The organism is Wolbachia endosymbiont (group A) of Beris morrisii (assembly GCF_964028185.1).
Classification (GTDB): Bacteria; Pseudomonadota; Alphaproteobacteria; order Rickettsiales; family Anaplasmataceae; genus Wolbachia.
In genome coordinates this window covers 709,559-733,407 of the sequence record NZ_OZ034760.1, presented here as the reverse complement: position 1 = coordinate 733,407, position 23,849 = coordinate 709,559, and the positions used below count along the sequence as shown (strand labels likewise).

At 35.9% G+C, this 23,849-nt stretch carries 25 protein-coding genes; 13 read left to right on the top strand and 12 right to left on the bottom strand.

Features of this window, described 5'->3' with window-relative positions; translation table 11 throughout:
- Positions 1-187 precede the first annotated feature (187 nt).
- The gene (gene mgtE, locus ABWU69_RS03745) at positions 188-1,558 is read right to left on the bottom strand and encodes a magnesium transporter (protein ID WP_353285411.1); all 1,371 of its coding nucleotides are present in this window, start codon (positions 1,556-1,558) and stop codon (positions 188-190) included.
- 145 nt (positions 1,559-1,703) lie between these two features.
- Between mgtE and prfB the strand changes: the two genes are divergently transcribed.
- Positions 1,704-2,808 (top strand): peptide chain release factor 2 gene (gene prfB, locus ABWU69_RS03740; RefSeq protein ID WP_353285410.1). Its coding sequence is split into 2 segments (ribosomal slippage): positions 1,704-1,778 and positions 1,780-2,808, totalling 1,104 coding nucleotides; the frame shifts between segments, so codons are not numbered across the junction.
- Positions 2,809-3,006: 198 nt separating this feature from the next.
- On the opposite strand, the gene ABWU69_RS03735 is transcribed toward prfB, so the two are convergent.
- From ABWU69_RS03735 to ABWU69_RS03710, 6 genes are all read right to left on the bottom strand, one after another.
- Positions 3,007-3,225: a hypothetical protein gene (locus ABWU69_RS03735; RefSeq protein WP_265034286.1), complete on the bottom strand. Its 219-nt coding sequence runs from the start codon at positions 3,223-3,225 to the stop codon at positions 3,007-3,009.
- A 563-nt stretch (positions 3,226-3,788) separates the two neighbouring features.
- Entirely contained in the window at positions 3,789-4,094 is a 306-nt protein-coding gene (locus tag ABWU69_RS03730) for a DMT family transporter (protein ID WP_353285409.1), read from the bottom strand.
- A 55-nt stretch (positions 4,095-4,149) separates the two neighbouring features.
- Positions 4,150-4,464: a DMT family transporter gene (locus ABWU69_RS03725; RefSeq protein ID WP_007548371.1), complete on the bottom strand. Its 315-nt coding sequence runs from the start codon at positions 4,462-4,464 to the stop codon at positions 4,150-4,152.
- A 99-nt stretch (positions 4,465-4,563) separates the two neighbouring features.
- Positions 4,564-5,670: a D-alanyl-D-alanine carboxypeptidase family protein gene (locus ABWU69_RS03720; RefSeq protein WP_353285408.1), complete on the bottom strand. Its 1,107-nt coding sequence runs from the start codon at positions 5,668-5,670 to the stop codon at positions 4,564-4,566.
- A gap of 558 nt (positions 5,671-6,228) precedes the next feature.
- Positions 6,229-6,417 (bottom strand): hypothetical protein, encoded by a 189-nt coding sequence (locus ABWU69_RS03715; protein ID WP_265035613.1) that lies wholly within the window; start codon positions 6,415-6,417, stop codon positions 6,229-6,231.
- A gap of 459 nt (positions 6,418-6,876) precedes the next feature.
- On the bottom strand, positions 6,877-10,575 hold the full coding sequence (locus tag ABWU69_RS03710; protein ID WP_353285407.1) for a UvrD-helicase domain-containing protein: 3,699 nt from the start codon (positions 10,573-10,575) through the stop codon (positions 6,877-6,879).
- An 81-nt stretch (positions 10,576-10,656) separates the two neighbouring features.
- Between ABWU69_RS03710 and ABWU69_RS03705 the strand changes: the two genes are divergently transcribed.
- From ABWU69_RS03705 to ABWU69_RS03655, 11 genes are all read left to right on the top strand, one after another.
- Complete coding sequence (locus tag ABWU69_RS03705) at positions 10,657-11,523, top strand: 4-(cytidine 5'-diphospho)-2-C-methyl-D-erythritol kinase (RefSeq protein WP_353285406.1); 867 nt, start codon at positions 10,657-10,659, stop codon at positions 11,521-11,523.
- 4 nt (positions 11,524-11,527) lie between these two features.
- Positions 11,528-11,893, top strand: a complete 366-nt coding sequence (locus tag ABWU69_RS03700; RefSeq protein WP_265035610.1) for an Mth938-like domain-containing protein — start codon at positions 11,528-11,530, stop codon at positions 11,891-11,893.
- 1 nt (position 11,894) lies between these two features.
- Positions 11,895-12,704, top strand: a complete 810-nt coding sequence (locus ABWU69_RS03695) for a metal ABC transporter permease (protein WP_265035609.1) — start codon at positions 11,895-11,897, stop codon at positions 12,702-12,704.
- A 131-nt stretch (positions 12,705-12,835) separates the two neighbouring features.
- Positions 12,836-13,024: a hypothetical protein gene (locus ABWU69_RS03690; protein ID WP_265025545.1), complete on the top strand. Its 189-nt coding sequence runs from the start codon at positions 12,836-12,838 to the stop codon at positions 13,022-13,024.
- Positions 13,025-13,029: 5 nt separating this feature from the next.
- The gene (gene holA, locus ABWU69_RS03685) at positions 13,030-14,022 is read left to right on the top strand and encodes a DNA polymerase III subunit delta (protein WP_265035608.1); all 993 of its coding nucleotides are present in this window, start codon (positions 13,030-13,032) and stop codon (positions 14,020-14,022) included.
- Between the two features lie 169 nt (positions 14,023-14,191).
- Positions 14,192-15,238, top strand: a complete 1,047-nt coding sequence (locus tag ABWU69_RS03680) for a Fic family protein (protein WP_265035607.1) — start codon at positions 14,192-14,194, stop codon at positions 15,236-15,238.
- Positions 15,223-15,408, top strand: a complete 186-nt coding sequence (locus ABWU69_RS03675) for a hypothetical protein (protein WP_265035606.1) — start codon at positions 15,223-15,225, stop codon at positions 15,406-15,408. The genes ABWU69_RS03680 and ABWU69_RS03675 overlap by 16 nt, the downstream gene beginning before the upstream one ends.
- A gap of 175 nt (positions 15,409-15,583) precedes the next feature.
- Positions 15,584-15,745 carry a hypothetical protein gene (locus ABWU69_RS03670; RefSeq protein ID WP_265035605.1) on the top strand — a complete coding sequence of 54 codons (162 nt, stop codon included), beginning with the start codon at positions 15,584-15,586 and terminating at the stop codon, positions 15,743-15,745.
- A gap of 146 nt (positions 15,746-15,891) precedes the next feature.
- On the top strand, positions 15,892-16,686 hold the full coding sequence (dapB, locus tag ABWU69_RS03665) for a 4-hydroxy-tetrahydrodipicolinate reductase (RefSeq protein WP_265035604.1): 795 nt from the start codon (positions 15,892-15,894) through the stop codon (positions 16,684-16,686).
- Positions 16,683-17,441 (top strand): phosphate ABC transporter ATP-binding protein PstB, encoded by a 759-nt coding sequence (gene pstB, locus ABWU69_RS03660; protein WP_265025549.1) that lies wholly within the window; start codon positions 16,683-16,685, stop codon positions 17,439-17,441. The genes dapB and pstB overlap by 4 nt, the downstream gene beginning before the upstream one ends.
- Before the next feature lie 283 nt (positions 17,442-17,724).
- On the top strand, positions 17,725-17,880 hold the full coding sequence (locus tag ABWU69_RS03655) for a hypothetical protein (RefSeq protein ID WP_265035603.1): 156 nt from the start codon (positions 17,725-17,727) through the stop codon (positions 17,878-17,880).
- Here ABWU69_RS03655 and rmuC read toward each other — a convergent pair.
- From rmuC to ABWU69_RS03640, 3 genes are all read right to left on the bottom strand, one after another.
- Entirely contained in the window at positions 17,877-19,208 is a 1,332-nt protein-coding gene (rmuC, locus tag ABWU69_RS03650; protein ID WP_265035602.1) for a DNA recombination protein RmuC, read from the bottom strand. The genes ABWU69_RS03655 and rmuC overlap by 4 nt on opposite strands.
- A gap of 107 nt (positions 19,209-19,315) precedes the next feature.
- Positions 19,316-19,651 carry a hypothetical protein gene (locus tag ABWU69_RS03645; RefSeq protein WP_265035601.1) on the bottom strand — a complete coding sequence of 112 codons (336 nt, stop codon included), beginning with the start codon at positions 19,649-19,651 and terminating at the stop codon, positions 19,316-19,318.
- 398 nt (positions 19,652-20,049) lie between these two features.
- Positions 20,050-21,249 (bottom strand): phage major capsid protein, encoded by a 1,200-nt coding sequence (locus ABWU69_RS03640; protein ID WP_353285405.1) that lies wholly within the window; start codon positions 21,247-21,249, stop codon positions 20,050-20,052.
- 48 nt (positions 21,250-21,297) lie between these two features.
- Between ABWU69_RS03640 and ABWU69_RS03635 the strand changes: the two genes are divergently transcribed.
- Entirely contained in the window at positions 21,298-21,441 is a 144-nt protein-coding gene (locus tag ABWU69_RS03635; protein WP_265035600.1) for a hypothetical protein, read from the top strand.
- A gap of 279 nt (positions 21,442-21,720) precedes the next feature.
- Here ABWU69_RS03635 and pyrF read toward each other — a convergent pair whose 3' ends face one another.
- Complete coding sequence (gene pyrF / locus ABWU69_RS03630) at positions 21,721-22,401, bottom strand: orotidine-5'-phosphate decarboxylase (protein WP_265035599.1); 681 nt, start codon at positions 22,399-22,401, stop codon at positions 21,721-21,723.
- A gap of 13 nt (positions 22,402-22,414) precedes the next feature.
- Positions 22,415-23,806, bottom strand: coding sequence for a hypothetical protein (locus ABWU69_RS03625; RefSeq protein ID WP_353285404.1), 1,392 nt, complete (start codon positions 23,804-23,806; stop codon positions 22,415-22,417).
- Positions 23,807-23,849: the final 43 nt, after the last annotated feature.

Below are 23,849 nucleotides of genomic sequence, written 5' to 3'. Positions count from 1 at the left end.
TGGGATCCAGGAATTTTATTAAGTTGGTAAGCATAAAAGTAGCCGTTTTATGTTACAATACAACGTTTTGATGATTATGAAAAGGCTGGATTTCAGACTGGAATGACACCATTCGCTGTACAGTTTACCTTTAAAAATGAATGTTCGTACAGCTATGGAATAAATCGCGGTATAGCTATAGATAGTGTCAACTGTTTAATAAAAAGATCGTAGCTAAACCAAGAAATATAAGAGCTGAGAGAATATCAGTTGTTGCCGATGTTAGGATTGAAGAAGAAACGGCAGGGTCAGACTTTAAACGATGAAGCATTATAGGAATGAAAGTTCCGATGAACGTTGCAATAATTGACATCATAATCATGGAGACCACAAAAATCATCTCCACTTTGAAGCTGTGAAACCTTATTGCTAACACTACTAATGAAATAGTAGATAAGATCACCCCGTTTATAAGACCTATTAAAAACTCTTTTACAAGTATTCTTTTTGCATTCTGCTCAGTTAGATATTTTGTTGCGATTGCCCGGATGGTTAGTGTTACCGTTTGCGATCCTGCATTTCCACTCATTGATGCAATTATCGGCATGATTATTGGCAGTACTATAAAACTTTTTATTACATCATCGAAAAAGCCAACTACTATGGAACACATTGTTGCAGCTAAGAGGTTAAACAGTAACCAAGGTAGCCTTTTAATTATAGTTTTATGTATAGGGGCATTTATATCGGCTTTAGAAGATACACCGCTTATTTTGAGTACATCCTCTTCTGTTTCTTGTTGAACAACTTTTATCACATCTTCAATTAAGATCACACCTATAATTTTACCATTCTTATTTACTACCGGAGCTGATAATAGAGAGTAATCTTTAAATATTCTTGCTACTTCCTCTTGGTCTACTCCAGTTTTAATGATTTTTATGTCATGATCCATTATCTCTTTTATTATTGTGTCTCCTGAGTGAGATATTACCTTATTTAAATTAACACTGCCTATAGGCTCTAATTTTGAGTTGATAATGAATATCTGGTAAAATTTTTCTGGTATTTTTTTATAGTTGCACACAAATTCTGTCAGTTGATTTATTGTCCAATAATATGGAGCTATAACCATATCTTTATGTATTAACCTCCCTGCACTTTCTTCTGGGTATGATAGCAACTCCTCTACTGATTTCTGAGTCTTGCTGGGCAAATAGTAAAGTATATTTTCTACAGACTTTCTATCTAAATCTTTCACTATGGTTACTATATCTTCTACATCAAGGAGCATTAGTAACTTTGCTGTATTTTCTATTCCCAATGTTTCTATGATCTCTATTTGTAAATCTGGCACTACATGCACTAGGGCATCACTTAACAAATGTTGATCGAGGATATTAACTAGTTTCTCCCTGTGATCACTGATTGAAGTAGATAAAAAATAAGCTAACTGAACGCTATCTATCGTTTTTACAATATTACGAACATTTTCTAGCTCATCGTTATCAAGTGACTCTATTAAGTCATCAATAGCCTTTTTGTCTAAACCATAATGAGAACTTATTTTAATATTCATTATTTTACCTTTAAATATACGTGCTTGATTCCGTTGAGCATTAAAGTATAATAAAATTATTTCAAATTAACTACTATATGGTTAAATTTCTATTTTGTTTGCTGTTATTGTTAGTAATAGTAAATATATTAAAATCTAAAGTATAATGAAAACTTATTCAGAAATTCTTGAACACTTTCAAAGCTTAAATAAAAGTATTTCTCTTATCAGGAGGTGTCTTTGACATAGAAAAATTAAAGTTGCGTCTTGAAGAGCTTGACTCCCAAGCTGCAGATGATGATCTGTGGCAAGATAACCAAAAAGCACAAGAAATTTTAAAAGAACGTTCTAAAATTAAGAATGACGTAGAGTCGTTTTTAAAGCTGGAAAGCGACTACAGTAACGCTATCGATTTAATGAAATCCGCTATTGATGAAAATGATGAAGAATTTTTCTCCGAAGTTGAAAATGAACTGGTAAAGTTAGAAAAATTAATCAAGTGTAAAGAAACAGAATCCTTATTTACTGGTGAAGCAGATAACAATGACTGCTTTTTAGAAATCCACTCAGGAGCTGGCGGAACCGAGAGCAATGATTGGGCTGAAATGCTGATGCGCATGTATGTAAGGTGGGCAGAAATTTATCACAACTTTAAAGTTGAAGTTGTAGAAAAATTAGAAGGAGAGTCGGTTGGTATAAAGTCTGCAATGATAAAAATCGTTGGAGAAAAAGCTTATGGATGGGCAAAAAGTGAAAGTGGAATTCACAGGCTGGTTAGAATATCGCCGTTTGATGCAAATGGTAAACGTCATACCAGTTTTGCAAGTGTAGGAGTAACTCCAGTGATAGAAGATTCAATTGATATTGCTGTGGATGAAAAGGATCTGAAAATCGACACCTACCGTGCTTCCGGAGCAGGCGGTCAGCATGTGAACAAGACTGAAAGTGCGGTACGCATTACGCATATTCCAACTGGTGTTGTAGTTCAATGCCAAAATGGTCGTTCTCAACACAGAAATAAAGATGAGGCGTTAAAATTACTTAAAGGACGTTTATACCAAATTGAACTGGAAAAAAAAGAACAAAAGATGGCTGAAGAGTATGGTAAAAAATGCGATATAGGCTGGGGCAATCAGATCAGATCGTACGTTATGCATCCATATCAAATGGTGAAAGATTTAAGAACTGGACATGAAGTAGGCAATATAAATTCTGTTTTTGATGGTAATATAGACTGTTTCATAGTTAGTGTGCTTACTAAGCAAAATTAGACTTTTATAGCTAAAGTAATTTAGGCTTACTGACAACCGTCACCCCGCTGCTTGTTAGCGGCTAAGAGATACCGCGGCGGTATGACGTAGGGCTGCTGTCATTCCGCTACTTGTTAGCGCCTCGGCGGTATGACATGGGGCTGTCTAGCTATAAGAATTCATTTGGTGGTATTACATATAGCATATTAAAACCTAGTACTAAAATGGACGAAACGAAAGAAGCGCAAAACGTAAATGAAAAGAAGGAGCTGTGTAGAGAAGGTTGACACAGTTGTTATAAATTTCCACTAGGCAGCCAGTGCCCAGACTACTTGGATCCAGAAAACTTAACTTTATACCAGGTAATAAGAACTGGATCCCAGACTGGGATGACAAAAAAAGGAGCACTGGAATGACACCATTCGTTGTGTTTAACAAAGTTCGTACTTAGCTTCATGTTAGCCATAAACATTAAGAAATTTACCAAGCGAAAAAAAGGCAAAAGAAGCCCCGTTGGTGACTAGTTATTTATATGTACTTCAAAATATTGGCGTTTTTTATTCTAAACGCTTAATAACCGCGATTCAGCCGCTTTTAAATGCGACTAACCTAAATTATAAACATTAAGAAATTTACTAAGTGGAAAAAAAGGCAAAGAAACCCTAGGGTAGCTAGTATTCAAGTTCTCCCTTGTCTATTTGACGTCTTTTACTGTCTTAAACGCTTTATAAGCGCGTTTCAGCTTATATAGGTAGAAACCTAGAAGTTTTATAAAGACATGAGGTGCACATAGTGCAAAAATTAAGCATGATTTACGCCAAATACATTAAGTTTTTTGTCATTAATCCACTGCAGAGATTGCGAAGATAAATAAATAGCTTCAGTTTCATGGTAAGAGGGCTGACGGAGTTTGTCAAGCTATTTTTTGTAGCTCTCATAAGCTGGATTCCAGTTGCATGACAAGATGGAGTGCCTTTAGTGTCATCCCAGTTTGGGATCTCTTATTCCATTTTATCAACAGTTTGTTTTGCAGTATCAAACAATTTTAATCCTATAATCCCGAATGTAACTAAAATAAAGCATATTACTTCGAATAAATTAACTGGTTCATTAAATAGGTAAACTCCAAGTATCGAAGCTCCTATAGCGCCCACTCCAGTCCAAATTGCATAGCATACTCCGATAGGTATAGAACGTGTAGCGAGCGAAAGTAAATACGTACTAAGAGCCATGGAGAATATGCTAATTATTGATGGTACAAGATGAGTAAATCCATAACTATGCTTAAGTGTTATGACCCAGAACACTTCAATTAGTGACGATAAGAGTAAATATATCCAATTCATGCATAAATTTTTAGGTTTAAATAGAGAGCTTTAGCCCTATGGTTCCTATTACAATTAAAACGATACATAAAACTTGAGATAAATTAATATTCTCTGTGAAAGTGGTTGCACCAATTATAGTTATTCCAATTGTGCATATTCCAGAGGAAACTGCATAGCATACTCTAATAGGTAGAAAGCATGCTGCAAGAGATAAAAAGTAAATGCTAATGATCATAATTACCAATGTTGCAATCGAAGGCACAACTTTAGTAAAACTGTTACTAAACTTTAGCGTTACAGCCCACAGTATCTCTAGGATACTGGACAGCAACAAATATAACCAGCACATTTTCGTAACATTTCAATCTTGTATTGTAACAGAAATTGTTAGTCAAAACTACACTAAAGTGCAATAGATCTCTCTTTCGGAATTGCTTTAATATCAAACTTAAAACAACATCCTAAAAAACTTTTCTATGAAATTCAATTCCTGCACGTCATTTGCTGCATAAAGTGGTGTAGTTTGTTGTTCAATGCCTGGTATTTCTACAAAAACTTTGCCCACTTCTTGACCTTTTTTAATTGGTGCAGGTATCATATCTTTATATTCAATACGCACCTTAATTTGGTCATGCAATTTGCGGTTGTAAGTTATGGTAACATCGTTTGCAACTGTGACAGGTACTTTTCTATCTTTCCCATAAAGAACATTTACTTCCTCAACTACACTGTCTTTAACGAATATTTTCTTGGTGTTAAAATGATTTAAGGAATATTGTATCAGTCTTTTTGCTTCTTCTATTCGCTCTTTCTCAGTGTTTAAACCATTTACAACAGCAAAAATTCTCCTATCATTTCGTTTTGCAGATGCTACAATGCCGTAACCACCAGCATTTGTATAACCGGTTTTTAAACCGTCAACCCCAATGTCGTGAAAAAGTAGAAGATTTTTATTCTTTTGTGCAATTTCATTATATGTCAAATATTGTTCAGAAAATAAATCATAATATTCAGGAAAATCGGTGAAAATCCTTTTTGCCAGCATTACCAAGTCTTTTGCGCTCATGAAATGATCTCCATCTGGCCACCCGCTTGAGTTGACAAAATGACTGTCATTCAGATTCAAATTTTGTGCAACCTCATTCATTTCAGCCACAAAATTCTCTTCTGATCCTGCAATGCCCTCAGCTAGTGTTATGCAGGCATCATTACCTGAGACTATTGTAATTCCTTCAAGTAATTCCCTCACCGTAACAAATTGACCTTCTTTCAAAAACATAGAAGAGCCTTTTCTTTCCCACGCTTTTCTGCTTACTCGAAATTTATCCTCCATATTTATTATTCCAGCTTTTAGATAATCGAAGGCTATATATAAAGTCATTAGCTTGCTCATTGAAGATGGGGCCATTTTTTCATCGGAATTATGGTCAAAAATGAGCGAGTCTGAAGCTAAATCTAAAACTACTGCTTGCTTTGCTTTGGTTCTAAACTGGTATGAGTATGAAGAAAAAGGAAGTATGGAAACTAATAGCAAAATTACCAATCTGCTTAACATATTTATAATTTTAAATTTACAGTGTACTAATTAATAGTATAATTTTACAGGGGCATTTCAATAGATCTCTTACATAAGAATTCCTTGACACATTTCGCCAGCCCCCTTATCATGGTACTGGAGGTATTCATTTATCTTCAATCTGTGCAGATTAAACGACAACAGTATTACGTGATTGGCGTCTTATTTTTAATTTTTTGCACTATGAGCACCTTATGTCTTCACAACATTTCTAGGTTTTTACCTATATAAGCTGAAACGCGCTTATAAGTCGTTTAAGACAGTATAGTACGCCAATTTGCAGGATTAGAGAGTGAACACTAATTACCACGGGGTTTCTTTGCCTTTTTTTCTGCTTAGTAAATTTCTTAAACATTTTAGCTAAGGTTAGTTGCACTTAAAAGCAGCTAAATTGCAGCGTTTAAGGCTTAAAAAACGCCAATACTGAAAATAGACAATGACTAGGGCTTCTTTTGCCTTTTTTTTCATTTGGTAAATTTCTTAATGTTTATAGCTAAAAGAGCCCAAGAGAGGTGTCATTCCAGTGCCCCTGTGATGTCATTCCAGTGCTTGACACTGGAATCCAGTTTTCCATATAATCTCATCGAAAACGTTGTAACCACTTTCTATGCTAGTTTTCTTGTTTACAAGCAAACTTTCCTGGATCCCAGTGTCTGGGCACTGGGATGACACCATTCTTTTTCCTGGATTCCAAACTGGGATGACAGCTAGCCTGACAATCGTCATCCCGCTACGTGTTAGCGGCTGAGATACCGCGGCGGTATGACGGTTTGCGGCGGCATGACGATAAGCTCGTCATTCCGCTACTTGTTAGCGGCTGAGATACCGTGACGGTATAGTAATTCGTCATCCCGCTACGTGTTAGCGGGATCTATGCTTTGAGATACCGCGGCGGCATGACGATAAGCTCGTCCAAAAGAATCATAGCTGGGTTGACTTATATTACTTAGCTTTAAGATAGCTATGCTGAGATCCCGCTAACACGTAGCGGGATGACGAGAAAGGAGTGGCGGTATGACGGTTCGCGGTGGCATGACGATAAGCTCGTCCAAAAGAATCATAGCTGGGTTGACTTATATTACTTAGCTTTAAGATAGCTATGCTGAGATCCCGCTAACACGTAGCGGGATGACGAGAAAGGAGTGGCGGTATGACGTAGTAGCTATCTCTTGTAATCAAATTTTATCAAAAGTCAGATTGCAGAGTTAAATCTTCTACCCAAATAACCACACACTCTACTTGCTTGTTTGGATATATCTCTTGTACTAAGGTTTTATAGATCAACATCTGTTTTTTTATTTCATTTAATGAGGAAACAGAAACGTTACGGTGTGATTTATAGTCAATTATGATTGCTTTATCTTGCGTTATGCATAGCCTATCTAGTCGTACTAATACTGACTTGCCATCAATTGTTCCACTCAGTGTAATTTCTGACTTACCTTCCAAATCAAACAAATAGCCATATTTTTCATTAAAGGCTAATATTTTACTGTAAATTTCATCCTTATCTTCACTGGTGTTTATATTGTCAAGATATTTTCTGACCCAATTTTTTCTCCTTTCTTTTTCTATCTTGGGCATATACTGCAATATGCTGTGAATGATCAGGCCTCTTGCATAACCATCTGTCATCCCAATGCTCCTTGTTGTCATTCCATCACTCTCATCTGTCATTCCAATACCCCTATTTGTCATCCCAGTGCTTGACACTGGGATCCAGGCCTTTTTTTCTCCAGGTTTCAGCGTCACGTGCTGAAATGGCACCGGAGAGTGAGCTGACACTTGTTCTCCTTCTTTTTTACTGGATCCCAGTGTCAAGCACTGGGATGACAGGGGAGGATGCTGGGATGACAGGGGAGGATGCTGGGATGACAGGGGAGGACGCTGGGATGACAGGGGAAGATGATGGGATGACACCGAAGGGTGGGCTAAAGCTGGCGGAAGCGAAATCACTGGAACGTCAAAATAATCACGTTTTTTATAAATGTAAGGGTAGTTTGCATTCACACATAGCACTTCAACTTTTTCTTTAAATATTGGCTGTAAGTATGCTTGTTTCTTTTCATATGGTTCTCCATACTTAGTGATTAGATCATACCAAGAGCCCTTTTGCACTGGCTCTTTACTTAAGATGTATAACTCATCTTCAGCACGCGTGAGTGCTACGTATAATAAACGCAAATATTCATTATAATCCTCTAGTTTTTTCTCTCTTTTTACTTGATCGCAATAAGCGTTGTTGTTTTTTCCACACCAAAATGGCACTTCTATTCCATCAAAGATAATGCTTTCACTGTTTCTTGGCACTGTGTTTGTATCAACCAAAAATACTATGGGAGCTTGCAGACCTTTTGATTTGTGAATTGTCATTATTCGCACAGCATTGCGTTCTGATTGCATATCATTCTTAATCTCCGGATTATTCTCCTTGATCCATTGAACAAACGCTTGAAGAGATGGGTTCTCAAATTGCAACACAAGGTTCATAAATTCGTCTAGAACCTCGAAGCACTCAAGACCTAGCCTTGCAGCAAATTTCTTCTTACCTGTGCGCAGTATATGCGTGAATAATGCGAGAGGGGATTCTGTGCGAGATAAGTTAATGAGATAGTTTAATTCACTATAGATAACCACAGAATAATCCTGAATTCTTTCCCATAGTGAATGCTCTTTACGATCATATGCAATGTTAAATAAATCATCCTCGGTAAAATTGAATAACGGTGATTTTAAAGCATTTGCAAGAGCTAGATCATTTGCCTGGAGAAGTAAAAATTCGGCCAAAGCTATTAAGTCCTGCACGGCTATATAGTCCATAATTCTAAAATAATCTCGGCCTACAACTGGTACGTTTGCTTTTTTAAGTTCGCTTATTATGTAATCAACTAACACGTTTCGTTGTCGTACCAGAATCATAATGTCCCTTGGTTCTATATGGCGATCTTTAGCGACTAAAATCCGCCCTTCGTTTAACCAATTGTGAATTCTGTTGGCTATTGTTTGAGCAAGTAATCGATCTGCTATTGTATAACCTTCCCTGCATGTCAGAGGAATTTGTAAAGCTTGCTGTTCTTTCTCTTTGCGCCTTGGTAACGCTGGCCAAATTTCAATATATCCTTGGTCATTTTCTCTATGTGGAACATGTTTTATTTCATTATCATTAAAAGATATTTCTGCGCGGAAGTTATTAAATATTCTATCTACAAGTGTTAAAATTTCTGGAGTTGAGCGGAATGACTTTTCAAGTTGGCATGATATCCAACCAGTTTTCGTATGAAAGTATTGTTGCATGTAGTTGAATAGATGGGGATTTGCTCCTTGAAATCTGTATATGGATTGTTTTACGTCACCAACAACAAATAAGGTTCGCTTTTCATCATTACCGGCAAAAAATTCATCGCAGAGATTTGTTATAATTTTCCACTGACTGATGCTATTGTCTTGTGCCTCGTCAACAAGGATGTGATCTATTTTTTGATCCAAGTTAAACAATATCCAATCTTTGTAGTTTGGATTGCTGAGAAGATTTGTTGCTAAGTCAATTATATCATTGTAGTCAAGCAGTGCATTTTTTGATTTTTCGCTACTATATAGATCAATATATACTTTAAATATACCAAGTAAGCTACTGGTTCTCTTGAATATTTGATAAGAGTCCATGTCTCTTATATGAGTAAACACTACATTCTGAACGCTCTCTATTATTTGCTCTGCATCTCTGAATTTCTCCAAAATACTTTTTGTTGCAATGGATGATATGCTCTTTTTTTCGTGCGATTCTGATTTTAGAAATACCTTGGCTAGGTTTTCTACTTTAGTGTCATTCCACTTTATTCCGGTGTCATCCGAGTAGCTGACACTGGTTCTTTTTTTCTGGATTCCAGTGTCAAGCACTGGAATGACACCATTTGGTACGGACGGTTTTGTGCTATTAAACCAATCAGAGAGTATTGCACTATAACTCTGATCTCTTTTACTGCCTTCACTTAATATCTCGGCTAGTCTTTCCACGTGCTCAATTGTTTCACTCTGTAAGTCATGAATTTCATCTGGGGCGCTCAATTTATCTTTGATATATTTCGAATCATTTGCTGACGCAAATCTTTTTACACATAAAGTATAAAGCAAATCGCGTAATTTATTTTCATCAATTTCAGTTGCAATGAAGTTTATACTATCTTGCACAGCCTCATTATGAAGCACTTTATTGAATATGATGGAATGTAATTCTTTACATTCACTCAGCGTACAATTTGGGGCGATGCCAGCTTCTATGGGAAAGCTGGAGATTAATTTGTAACAGAAAGCGTGTATGGTTTGTATAGTTAGACCAAGATTTTCCAGTTCAGAGAAAAGCCTTCTTGCTCTTGTTAAATAATCTTTATTTTTTCTGGATCCCAGTGTCACGCACTGGGATGACAAATAAGGGTGCTGGGATGACAAGTAGGGGTGCTGGGATGACATCGAAGGGTGGGCTACTGGATTTTCACTTAAATCATGGTTATGTGGTGCTATCACCTCAGCATCATTCTCCGTTATTTCTGCGTCATCCCCTGTCATCCAAGTAGCTGACACTGGGATCCATTCTTTTTTTTTACTGGATTCCAGCGTCACGCGCTGGAATGACATTGGAAAGAAATCTAGTTGTTCTAGATCTGCCACCAACACACTCTCTGAGCATACCGCCCACTTGCTGAGTATGCTGTGAATGCGATTCTCCATTTCGTTTGCTGCAGCGTTGGTAAATGTTAAGCAAAGAATATTTCTTTTGTTTTCTAATAAAAGTCTCAATACTCTGTCTATTAAGATTTTTGTTTTGCCTGTACCAGCGGACGCATTTACCCATACAGAGAAATTAGGATTTATGGCATTTGATCTCATCAGAAGTGCGAAAACCTTATAGAAGTTGACTAAAATAGCATTATACATATAATGTAAAAATAGTGTTAGTGAAGATATATAATGAAAAGTTTTTGTGTAAAGGCGCCTGCAAAAATCAATCTTTTTTTGCATGTTGTAGACAAAAAAGAAACAGGGTATCACTTGATTGAAGGTTTATTTGTCTTTGCTAATCTCTCTAATTTTTTGGAAATAAAAGTAGGTGAGAAGGATTCTAGATACGATAACTCTACAGTTGAATTTATAAACTCCGAGTCTAAAATAAATAACCAATATAACACTGTAATGAAAGCGGTTAATCTGCTGCTTAGGCATGCTCCTGTACGCACTAAAGTCACTGTAAAGGTTGTAAAAAACATACCAATTGCTGCAGGACTTGGTAGCGGATCCTCAGATGCTGGAGCTGTGGTACGTACGCTAGGGAAGCTGTGGGAGATTGATAGGACGATTTTAAATGAAATAGCCTTAAACGTTGGTGCTGATGTTCCAGCAAGTGTAGATAGCAAGCCTGTTTTTGTTAGAGGTATTGGCGAAGAATTGTGCTATGTCCAAAAATTTTCCTTACCCACAAATGTGGTGCTTGTGAAACCGAAAAAAAAGTTTTTGAGTACACCAGAGGTATTTTCCAAACATGAAGGAGAATTTTCTGAGCCAATTAAATGGAGCGATGACGCTGAAAAGGATTTGTTGAAGCTTCTTAAAGAGACGAGAAACGATCTTCAAGAAATAGCAATAAGCCTTGTACCTGAAATTAAGGATGTGATATCAACACTTAAGTCACAAGAAGGCTCTATACTTTCTCGCATGTCAGGCAGTGGTGTATCATGCTTTGGAATATTCGATAGTGAGGAAAATGCAAAAGCTGCTGCAGCTAATATCAGAAAAAAGCAACCAGAATGGTGGGTATGTGACACTCAATTAATAGTTTGACTTTATGGATATAACTCCCTTAATTTCCGAGAATAAAAATCTTATAAATGGTTACAGGGAAGGAAAATTTTTGGTGAATAATAGAGAGTATTGCGGCTCAATTATAATTTTTCCTGAAAAGGTGATTGAATTGAAAGAAAGTGATATAAATAGCAAGGAACATTTTAAATCTTTTTTAACAGAGGAAATAGAAATTTTGATAATAGGTACTGGTAAAACACGCAATATACTAAGTTCTTCAGTGAAGTCCTATCTTATGGAACAAAAAGGTTTAAATTTTGAATTTATGACAACCGGTGCAGCATGCAGAACCCATAACATTTTGATATCCGAAGATAAATTTGTTGTCAGTTATCTAATAGCCATATAGCATGCTTGAAATGTTTACCCAGGACTTTTTCATCAACAGTCTAGTTGCAGTAGTCGTAATTAGCCTAGTAACAGGCGCTTTAGGATCGTTTATGATATGGCAAAGGTTATCTTATCTTGGTGATAGTTTGTCCCATTCTTCATTGCTCGGTGTTGCACTTGCTTTGATTTTTAAGATTAGCCCATCGCTTAGCATAATGCTCATTGCAATTACATTTGCTATACTACTTTCTCTTAATTTTAACAGATTATATTCTGCTGATACGATATTGAACATTGTTACCAATGTAGTTTTATCATCGAGTTTAATACTTATGTCTTTTCTTCCATCGGGCAATAATAGTATTATTAGCTCACTGTTTGGTGATATATTAATGCTCGATCAAAGTGATATAGTATTGATTTTTTTAACCTCTGTAATAGTTACTTTGATATTAATATTTAGATGGCGTTATTGGTTAATGATTTCAATTAATCAAGATTTAGCAGTAGTTGAGAAGATTAATGTTAATTTTGTTAGACTAGAATTTTTAATCACTCTTGCTATATTTATAGCAATTGCTGCCCAATTAATAGGAATATTACTCATTGCTGCATTCTTGCTAATACCAGCAGCATCTGCAAGGCTCATTTCGAAAACTCCAATGCAGATGATTATTGTTGCAACAGTTTTTTCTGTGATTTCTGGGATATCGGGTCTGATGTTATCTGCAAGTTTTGATTTGTTAACTGGACCTGCAATTATACTTGTTGCAGCTGTATATTTAATTATCGCTTATTTTATAAGGCTAGTATTAAGCAGGTTGGCTTAATTTTAATCTCGAATGTTAATAATTTTGTAATATACTCATTATAAAACATCACTATCTTAGCACAAAATAGTCTTTGCTATATTATTGTTTATGTGCTAATGGTAAGGTGTTAATTTTATGGAGTAAGCAATATGAGCGAAGAAGGATTTTTTTCCAAATATATATCTCAACCTGTGAAAAAATTTTATAATTATATTACAGGAAAAACAGAAGAGTCGGATAATGTGCAGAGTACGGCAGATGATGTGCACAATATTGCGCAAGAAAACTCAGAGTCTTTGGATGCTCATGTACAGTCAAATGAGAATGATATCATATAGATGGCATGAGGGTCACACCATCCAAAGTTAAAAAATTCCTAGAGAAACCTGATGCTTTAAGTGGTGTGTTAATTCATGGAAGTGATAACAGTAGGGTTGGTTTTTATGTACAAGAAATAATTGCTAATTTGGATGAGTATTCAGTTCAGGTGATGGATTTTGCAATAGTGAATAAGTCACCCGGTTTACTGTTTTCTGAATTGGCAAACATTTCGATGTTTACCAGCAAAAAATTAATTAAGCTGATAAATGTGAGTGGAGGTATATCCAAAGAGTTAAAAAACGTATTGGATTATAACGCAAGTGGTCACTATGTAATGATGGTAGCAAGTGATCTTCTACACAATTCTGCAACCAAAAGTTATATGGAGAGTTCAAAAATTTTTGGTGTAATTGCTTGCTATAAAGACAGCAACAGCAATCTTTGTGACATTATATCAAGTTACTTAAAACAAAATGATATAAAATGCACAAATGAGATAATCTACCATTTGCAATCTTACTTTAACCATAGAAAGCTACCTATACGTTCAGAACTTGAGAAATTAGTTTTGTACTTAGGGAAGAGAAAAGACCTAAAACTTACTGATATAGAATTATGCTTTTCAACTTCTGGTAACGACTATGCTACACTTGATGATCTATGCTCTGCCATAGCAAGTAAAGATATGTCGCGCTTCATTAGAATTTCTGATGCATTGATATCGCAAGAAAATTTTTCACCGATAGCGCTAATTCGCATTATATCAAATTATTTCCTACGCCTTGAAAACGTTTTGCTGTCAGTGCAAGGTGGAATGAGTGAGCAGGCTGCGATTGATCAGCTAAGCCCTCCATTGTTTTTTAAACAATTGCAGAGCTTTAAATCTCATTTGAAAAGTTTGCAACTTTCAGAACTTAAGAAGATCTTGGGAAAATTGATAAGCTTAGAAGTTACTTGTAAAAAAACTGATTTAGATCATAAAATGATTTTTCAACATGCACTGACGGGTAGCTGACTACTCGGATCCAGCCTTTCTTATAATTTCATCAAAATGTTGTATTTTAACATAAAATAGCTGCTTTTATGCCTACCAAAATTCATTCTTTAGTGTGTGTCTCACAAGTATTCTTTACTAATAGGATATTTTCGAATATAATTGAATATAACTAGATAAAAATACAGATATGTTTGACATTTCAAAAATTGTAATAACACCTGAAATGTTAAAATTAGTTGCTGAAATTGATGAATTTAAAGGAGCATGGCAATTGTTTGGTAATTTAGCTCCAGAACGTTTACAAATGCTCAAGAAAACTGCAACAATTGAAAGTATTGGTTCTTCTACTCGTATTGAAGGGGCAAGATTATCAGACCGTGAAGTTGAGCAATTACTATCCAAACTTGATACACACTCATTTCGCTCTCGGGATGAACAAGAAATAGCTGGATATGCGTGCGTGTGTGAAGAAGTATTTCAAAACTTTGAAAATATGCCGTTTACAGAAAACATTATAAAACAGTTTCACATCTGGCTTTTACAATTTTCATATAAAGATCAAAGGCACATGGGAGAATATAAAAAATTCCCCAATCATGTTGAGGCGTTTGATGAATCTGGAAAAAGCTTGGGCATAGTTTTTGAAACAGCCTCTCCATTTGAGACAGCAACACAAATGCAAGAACTTATTTATTGGACTAGCCAGCAATTAGAGGTGAAATCGTTACACCCTCTATTAATTATTGGCATTTTTATAGTTACTTTTTTAGCTATTCATCCCTTCCAGGATGGAAATGGCAGATTATCACGCATTCTCACAACTTTCTTGTTACTAAAGTTAGGGTATATCTATGTACCTTACAGTTCCCTTGAAAGTATAATTGAAAGTAATAAGGAGAGTTACTACTTAGCTTTGCGTCGTACTCAACAATCCTTAAAGACGAGCAGCTATGATTTTAATCCATGGCTTATGTTCTTTTTAAGGTCACTACAAAAGCAAAAATTTCATCTTGAACAAAAGGTGTCACATGAAAAAGTGTTAAATCTCTATTTACCACCACTTTCTGCTAAAGTATTAGCACTACTCAGCAAACATGGACGTCTTACAATTAAGGATTTGGAAAATATTACTAAAGCGAACCTTAGTACCTTAAAAAAACACGTATCTAATCTCGTAAAGAGTAATCACATTACTCAGCATGGAAAAGGCAGAGCAACTTGGTATGTAATATAGAGCTCAATAATATATGTATTCATTTTGAATTGTTAAATTATTCAGCTATAGAATATAGATCACAGCTGTACAAACATTGTAGTTTGAGCCCACTAGATCCCAGTGCCCTATTCTTGTCATCCCAGTGCCCAGACACTGGGATCTCATTTTACTTTATAATGATGTCATGAAAGTAGCTGACACTGGGATCCAGAAGACTTAATTTCAACCAAATAATAAAGGCTAGATCCCAGTGTCACGCACTGGGATGACAAAAAAAGGAGCACTGGAATGACAGCAGTCCTACGTCATACCGCGATTCATTCGCGGTATCTCTTAGCATAGATCCCGCTAACAAGTAGCGGGATGACGGTTGTCAGGGTGTCATCCCAGTACCTTCTCCTGTCATCCCAGTGCCCAGACACTGGGATCCAGAAAAGTTTGCTTGTAAGCAAGCAAACTAGCATAGAAAGTGGTTACAACGTTTTCGATGAGATTGCAGAAAGGCTAGATTCCAGACTGGAATGACATCGTTCACTATGTACCATATTGCAATAGTTGTGGTCAAGGCACTGGGATCTGAAATTGCAGTGTTCGTACAGCTATAGAATATAGATCAGAAGTGACAGAGCTTAAAAAAAGGCATAACATTCTTAATAAACGTAAAAAGCTTTATGAAAATCAGAGTTGGAGTAATAGGCTGCTTAGGCAGAATGGGCAAGAAAATACTCAATGAATTAATTACAAATACCAAAGTGGAAATAGCAGGTGCTGTTGCCCGTTCAGGCAGTAAGTACATAGATTCAGATATTGGATCAATTATAGGCTGCGGTTCCAATCTAGGAATTAAAGTTACAAGTTCTATTAGTGGCATATTTAAGTTATCCGACGTTGTAATAGATTTTACAACCAAAGAATGTATGTTAGACTGCCTTAAAGCAGCTGTAAAATTTAAAACACCGCTGGTTAGTGGCACAACTGGAATAGAAGGTGTCGATTTAAAAGAATATGCTGCTGAAGTTCCAATATTATGGTCAGCAAATATGAGTGTTGGGGTTAATGTATTGCTGAAATTGGTAAAAAAAGCTGCTGAGCTTTTAGGTAATGAATATGACGTTGAAATTTGGGAAATGCATCACAACTTAAAAAAGGACTCACCATCTGGAACAGCTATGGAACTTGGCAAAACAATTGCTAACGCTTCAAAAGTGGATTTTCAGTCCAATCAATATCTACATAGCGGTTCAAACATAAGAAAAAAGGGGGGAATAGGTTTTGCAGTATCTCGTGGAGGTGGAGTAATAGGAGATCACAGTGTGATGTTTGTTAATTCTGATGAACGGATAGAACTAAACCACAAAGCAATTGATCGCACAACGTTTGCTAGAGGAGCTGTTCAAGCAGCAGTATGGCTATACGAAAATAAAAGAGAAATTCCGGGGCTCTATTCAATGCAGGACGTTATATGAGCGATATACACGCTTCCGTTAACAATCTAAATCTTTGGTATGGCTCTAAACAAGTTTTATTCGATATAAATTTGAATATTTATAAAAGAAAAGTTACTACTTTTATCGGACCATCTGGGTGCGGTAAATCAACATTTTTGCGTTGTTTTAATCGTATGAATGATTATGTACCTGGATGCAAAACTGTTGGTGAATTAGATATCGATGGGCTGGGTGATATATATTCACGCGATATGGATGTTGTGCTACTCAGAGCAAAAGTTGGCATGGTATTTCAAAAGCCAAATCCTTTTCCAAAATCAATATATGACAATGTTGCTTATGGGCCAAAACTGCATGGTATGGTGAAGGATAAGCAAAAATTGAATGAGATGGTGGAAAATAGTTTAACTAAAGTTGGCTTATGGGAAGAATTAAAAGACAGATTGCAAGATAGCGCACTCAATTTATCTGGTGGCCAACAACAGAGGCTATGCATCGCTCGCGCAATTGCAGTGAAGCCAACTATTTTATTAATGGATGAACCGTGCTCTGCTCTTGATCCAATGGCAACCAATGCAATTGAAAATCTTATACAAGAGCTGAAATTAAGATTTACCATAATTATGGTAACTCATTCAATGAAACAAGCTAAAAAGTTATCTGATAGTGTAATTTTCTTTCATAATGGCAAGATCGTTGAATCTGGAAGCACTCAAGAAATATTCGAAAATGCTCAATCTCCCTTAACAAAGGAGTATATCCTGGATCATTAAATTTCTGTCATCAAAGTAGCTTGACTACTTTAAAAAATGTACCCGTATGCCGTATCTGTCGTTCAGCATGGTATAGCTAAACTGACTTAGATTTACCGACAACCGTCATCCCGCTAGCGGGATCTAGAGATACCGCGCAACTGTACGAACATTGCGATTTGGGCCCATCAGATCCCAGTGCTTGACACTGGAATCCAGGAATTTTATTAAGTTGGCAAGCATAAAAATAGCTGTTTTATGTTAAAATACAACGTTTTAATGATTATGGAAAGGCTGGATTCCAGTGTCAAGCACTGGAATGACAAGAAGAGGGTACTTGGATAAGAGGCATTGCCCTTCTGGTAGGCCCAAATCGCAATGTTCGTACAGTTATGGAATGAATCGCAGTATGACACAGGGAAACCTTTCTTGGGTTAGCTATAGTGCAATAGAAGTCTAATCTACTTTCAATTCTCCAGTATGTAAATTGCGTGGTAAAGATTCTAATTCCTTTGCAGTACTTAAACTTTTATTTTTTGCATGTATACCAAGCTTATTGAATTCTCGGGCAGCAGGAAACACCCTTGCTTCAAGCGAACCAGCGGTTTTATTGTAATGATCGACAGCGCTTTTTAAGCTCCTGCGCAAATCATCAAAGTTTTCACCCATTGTGCAAATGCGCTCATATAAAATATGACCTAGTTCACTGATTTTCTTTGCGTTTTCAGCTATCATCTCTTGCTTCCATCCATACGCTATTGCTCTCAGCAACGCAATTAGAGTGATCGGTGTTGCAATGATCACTTTTTTTTCCACTCCAATCTCTATCAAAGCGGGCTCATATTCCAGTGCTGCGCTAAAAACCCCCTCCCCTGTTAAGAAAAGTACCACAAGTTCTGGCGTATTTTCAAATTGATTCCAATACTCTTTTTTACCCAAGTCATTTATGTGTTTTTTTATTGCCAGGGAATGGTTCTTTAATTTCTCCTTTTGTATTTGCAAATCATTTTGTGATATAGCATCCATGTAAGAATCAAGCGGCACTTTAGCATCTATTATTATTTGCTTTCCAGATGGCATTTTGATTATTAAATCAGGACGCAATAAATTATCCTCGTTTTTATCAATCACTGACGGCTGAGTAAAAAAATCGCAATACTCAATCATTCCTGCCATTTCTACCACTCTTTTGAGTTGCATTTCACCCCATTTGCCCCTAATGTGAGGTTTCCTCAGGGCATTAGCAAGGTTGGAAGTTTGGTTCATCAGCGCTCCAATTTGCTCCTTTAAACCTTCATAGGCCCCTACCCTCTCCTTTTCTAGCTCACGTATTTCATTATCGAATTTTTCTAATTTTTCTTTTATTGGAGTTACAACTTCGTTGATCGTTGCTTGTCTTTTTTTGAAATCGCTTTCCGTTTCTTTTAATTTACTATCGATTACTTCCTTTGCTAAGCTCAGAAAATTATTGTTATTTGTTTGCAAAGCATCAAGAGAGAGCGCTTTAAAAGTGTTTGTTAATCTCTCCTCTGCTTTTGTTAGTAATTCTATTTCCTTTTTCTTTTCCTCACGTTCTTTTTGCAAAGTTACTTCAAGTTCTGCTCTTTTGACCCTTAAATCAACTATTTCTTCATTCTTCGTAAGCAAACTTTGCTTTGTTTCTTGAAGTTCTTGCTCTAATTTACATAAATTACCCTCAAGGTTTGCTTTCTTTTCGCTCAGTTTTTTTACGATAATGTAGAAAAATAGTAATAGAAAGACAACCAGAGCTATAGAATTGAAAAGCATCAGAATAAAAAAACTGCGTTTACAATTCTATATGATTTTTGTGTATATAAGAAAGAAAAAAAGAGCACCTATAAAAGGCGCTCCTTTTGAAGAGTTTGCTACAATGATTATGCATTAACTGATAGATCATCGCCAACAGTGTGTTGTTCTGCTTCTGGACTAGTAGTTTCTGAATTTGGTAACCAAGGTTGGTTTTCTTCTGCATCAAAAAACCCCTCTTCTAAAGCAGCAGGTGAGTTTGCTCCCTCTGGAATAACAATATCATTAATAGCAGTACCATTAACTTGAGATTCACTTGGTACTTGACTTCTCGGTTGACTAGTTCCACCTGCTTGATTTGTCTTGTTACCAGACTTCCACCCTGATGAAATTTTTCTTGCAATCCATGAAATCCCTGTGTGATCAGCAATCCACTTAAAAAACTTTTTTATGTTTTTCCACATATTTTACTCCTTAAATTAATAATAAATTAACTGAATTATTTCATAAATAGTATAACATGTCAACCATTTTTTACTTTAAAGAGAAAATAGACTTCTCACATTATAAAAAACCATTAGCCCACTCTTTGATGTCATTCCAGCGCGTGACGTATAGCTGTACAAACATTGAGATATAAGAGTAATTTGTACCAAGAAAAAAAGATGTCATCCCAGTGCCCAGACACTGGGATCCAGGAATTTTATTAAGTTGGTAAGCATAAAAGTAGCCGTTTTATGTTACAATACAACGTTTTGATGATTATGAAAAGGCTGGATTCCAGTGTCAAGCACTGGAATGACAGGAGTGGAGCTATACAAAAAGAAGTAAAACGGCTATAAAGATGATGCTGCGGAAGTTTTTAGTACTTGCTCGCAACTTTCAACAATTTAATAGCACTGGTGTTTACAACCTCTCCGCCGACACGCTTAGTGACAAAAAACCTCACATAAGGTTTATTCGTATAAGGGTCTCTTAATATTCTCATTCCTCTGTTATCTACAATCTTATAAGCTTGTTTGAAATCTGCCATCGCAATTACTGGTAGCTGAATGTTTGATGCAGGTGGCATATCGGCAGACTGGTATACTGGCACTCCCATTAAGGTATCTGGAGCTTCAAGCGACAAACTTGGTTGCCAAAGATATTGACCTGTTTGAGCTTTTAGTAGCCTAACATTCTTCAACGTACTCCTGTTCATCAAAAATGACGCATTTTTGGAATAATATTCGTCCAGAGAGTAATACAACACCATTATTGAATCGCTATCCAATTTTTCAGTTTTAACTTGCTCTATTTTATTATAACTGTTTCCATTTTCATAAGCTAAAATCCCTTTTGGTTGAAAAGTGCCCTCACCCTTAATGAAGGCTTCGCTTTCTTCCTTGCTAAAAGTCTCGGTAATCTTTTCCACCAGCCAACTCTCAACATCGACAAACGCATCATCGAGTAACTTTTGTGATATCTGTGGTTGAGCATATAACTCGTAAGTTGTTATGGAAATTTTTTGGATTTTAGGTGTGTCCGTATCTTTTGCAAAATCATACTTAGATTTATTACCACCGTCCTCATCATCTACTGTTTCACTACTCCAACCTGCACCGGCACGGTCAAAATCTTCTATAATGTAATCCAATGTTTCAGTAGAGATTCTTTGACTGGAGCATATTTGTCGCATTGGGGACGAATCAGTTACGCGCTTGTTTATGCGTTTTACAATATGCGGAGTAACTAGATACCCTCCGATATCATTATCATCTCCACTGAGGGTTTTGTGTGATAAACCGCTTTCCATTCCCTTGCGGATATAATCAGAAAAATATTTATCGCTTGTGCTAAAATCTGTATTTACTTCTGGACGTTGAGCTGCAGTTTCGATCAAGTCTAAACGCTCTTTGCAACTATCAATGGTATTATTTACCTTGCATAGCTGCTCAATTGTTGCAGAATCAGCACGTCCTTTGCTTTCAATTTCTTTTAGTTTGCGATCATTTATTAATTTAAATTGCTCCCATGATGAAGCGAGTTCATTGATACGGTGAGCGATATCGGTAAGTGACATAATAGCCTCCTTTGAAAATGAAATGAAAATGGAAATAAGGTAATAGGAATGGTACTCATAGATGTTTCCCACAGTTGTACGAATATTGCAATATGGTACATAGTAAACGATGTCATTCCAGTGCTCCCTTTCTTGTCATCCCAGTGCTTGACACTGGGATCCAGGAATTTTAATTATAAGAAAGCACACTAATTAATAAGTATAAAAGTAGCTGGAAAATAAACATTTTTGATATGGAAACCAGTGTCTGGGCACTGCCGTCTTGGATGGAAAACTGGATTCCAACGCCACGCGCTGGAATGGCATCATTTTTTATCTGTTGAAAATGTAAATCGGAAAATAGCGTGGCACTTTGTACCACGCCTAGTACTGTAAGCTTAATTCAGTAATTAAATTAAGCGGGACAAAATAAAAGATAACAACACTATATAATGTTTGTTTTTTTATGTCAAGCACTTTTTTTTATCTGCTTCAATTAGTAAGAGATTTCAATATTAATTCTGCACTACTTGCAGGATCATCACTTCTTGTAATGGGCCTACCAATTACGATATAATCAGCTCCTGAATTTATTGCTTCTTTCGGCATTGCTGTCCTTTTTTGGTCGTCATGACCTGGATCTATACGAATTCCTGGAGTAATAATTTTAAAGTCTTCACCGCATTCTCGGCGCACTTCTTGAGCTTCCAATGCAGAACAGACTATTCCATAGAGTCCAATCTTTTTTGCAAGCTTTGCAAGCAAAATTACCTGTGATTTTGCCTCTCTTGCTACTCCAAGCTCGTTTAAATCCTCATTGCTCATACTAGTTAGCACCGTTACTCCAATCAGCTTTATTTTTGTGCCTTGCACTACACTTAGCGCTTCTTCAAGCATTTTTGTTCCACCGCTGATGTGCAGAGTTAACATTTCAACGTTCAGAACTTTTATTACTTCAACTGTTTTAGCTACAGTGTTTGGAATGTCATGCAATTTCAGATCTAAAAAAATTGGTACATTGCATTTTGCAACTTCTTGCACTCCAGAGAGACCATGAGCAGCAAAAAATTCTAATCCCAGCTTTACCATGCCAACTTTACCACACAGAGCATTAGCTAGAGAAATAGCCTCATTTAAGTCTTGTGTATCCAGTGCACATATTATTGGGTTCATTATCTTGCATGATTTATTTTATAATAAGACTAATTGTTGTATTGTCAAGTTCTACATTCCGGAATTGACTGCGTCTACAACGTTCTGCCCATGGTGAAATTGGCAACTTGGTCGGAGTGGATAAACAGCTGTTAGGTAATCCATATCCAGAATCTCCCTCGGATTCATATCCAGGATCTCCTGCATGTAAAGGAACAGATGTTTCGTTTGGCGATGATGCATATACAAGATCTTCCAGCAAAGAAGCAGGCGTTTCGTCTGACAAAAGTCGTGCAATTTCTTTTTGTAACGCAAACTTTAATATTTGAGTCGTGTTTAATATTGCTTTTTCATCATTATCTCCTGTTGGTCCTTCTATTTGGTCTGTTATACAGCTTATCAACAGTTGCATAAAATCTACTTGTTCTTTCTTCTCTTTCAAAAAACCTTCTTCAAGTTGTTCTATTTGAGTAGCTTGCTCCCGAAGTGAATCTTGTAACTCTTTTACCTCATTGTTACAATCTTTTCTTATTCCGTCTAACTCAGAAGATTGATTTTCAATTAAACCATTTGCTTCATCTAACTCTTTAAATCTCTTTTTTAATTCTTGAGATAAGTTTTTATTTTTCTGATTAATTTCTTTAAATCTACATTGTAACTCATCTAATTCTACATAAAGTTCTTCTTGTCTTTTATATAATTCTTCTTTTTTATTATATAATGTATGTTTTTCTTTACATAATTCCTCTTTTTCTTTAGATAATTTTTCTATTTCTTTATGAAATTCTTCATTTTTTAACTCTACATGTTTATTATTGTCTATTTTCCTTTTCAATTCCGTTATGCGTTCTTCTTTTTTAGCTATATCATTTTCTTTTTCTTGTAACTGTTCACATAAACGCGAGATTTTACAAAGTAATTCTTCTTCTTGCTCACCAAGCTCATCTTTTTCCTTCATTATTTTTTCTAATTTGCCTGTTATTTCAAATACAAGGTTTATTTTAGCTTCTAATTTTTGCTCTAAAGATTCTTTTTCTTTAAGAAGAGATTCTTTCTCAACTTCTGACTCATTTACTTTCTGATTCAATTTTTTTGCTCTCTTGTCTAAATTTTGCTTTTCTCGAGTTAATTCACGTGATTGATTCTTTAATTTTTCCACTTCTTTGTTTGCAGCTTCTTTTGCCAGAGTTATTTTATTTTCTAACTCTTGCTCTTTTTGAGCGAATTTATTTCTCTCAATCTCTATTTTCTTATTATTACGAATTATTTTATATAAAAGTGCAAGCACCAAAATAGATAATGCAGCTAAAGCAAGAATTAGAGGAAGAGGCACATTAGAAGTTACAATAAGCGCTAAAGATGTAAGTAACGTCAAGGAACTAGCTATAAAATAAAATGTGTTAGCTTTGTTAAACAAATTGCTCATTACCCCTCCTCCATACACAAAGCAGTCTTGTATATATTTGTTA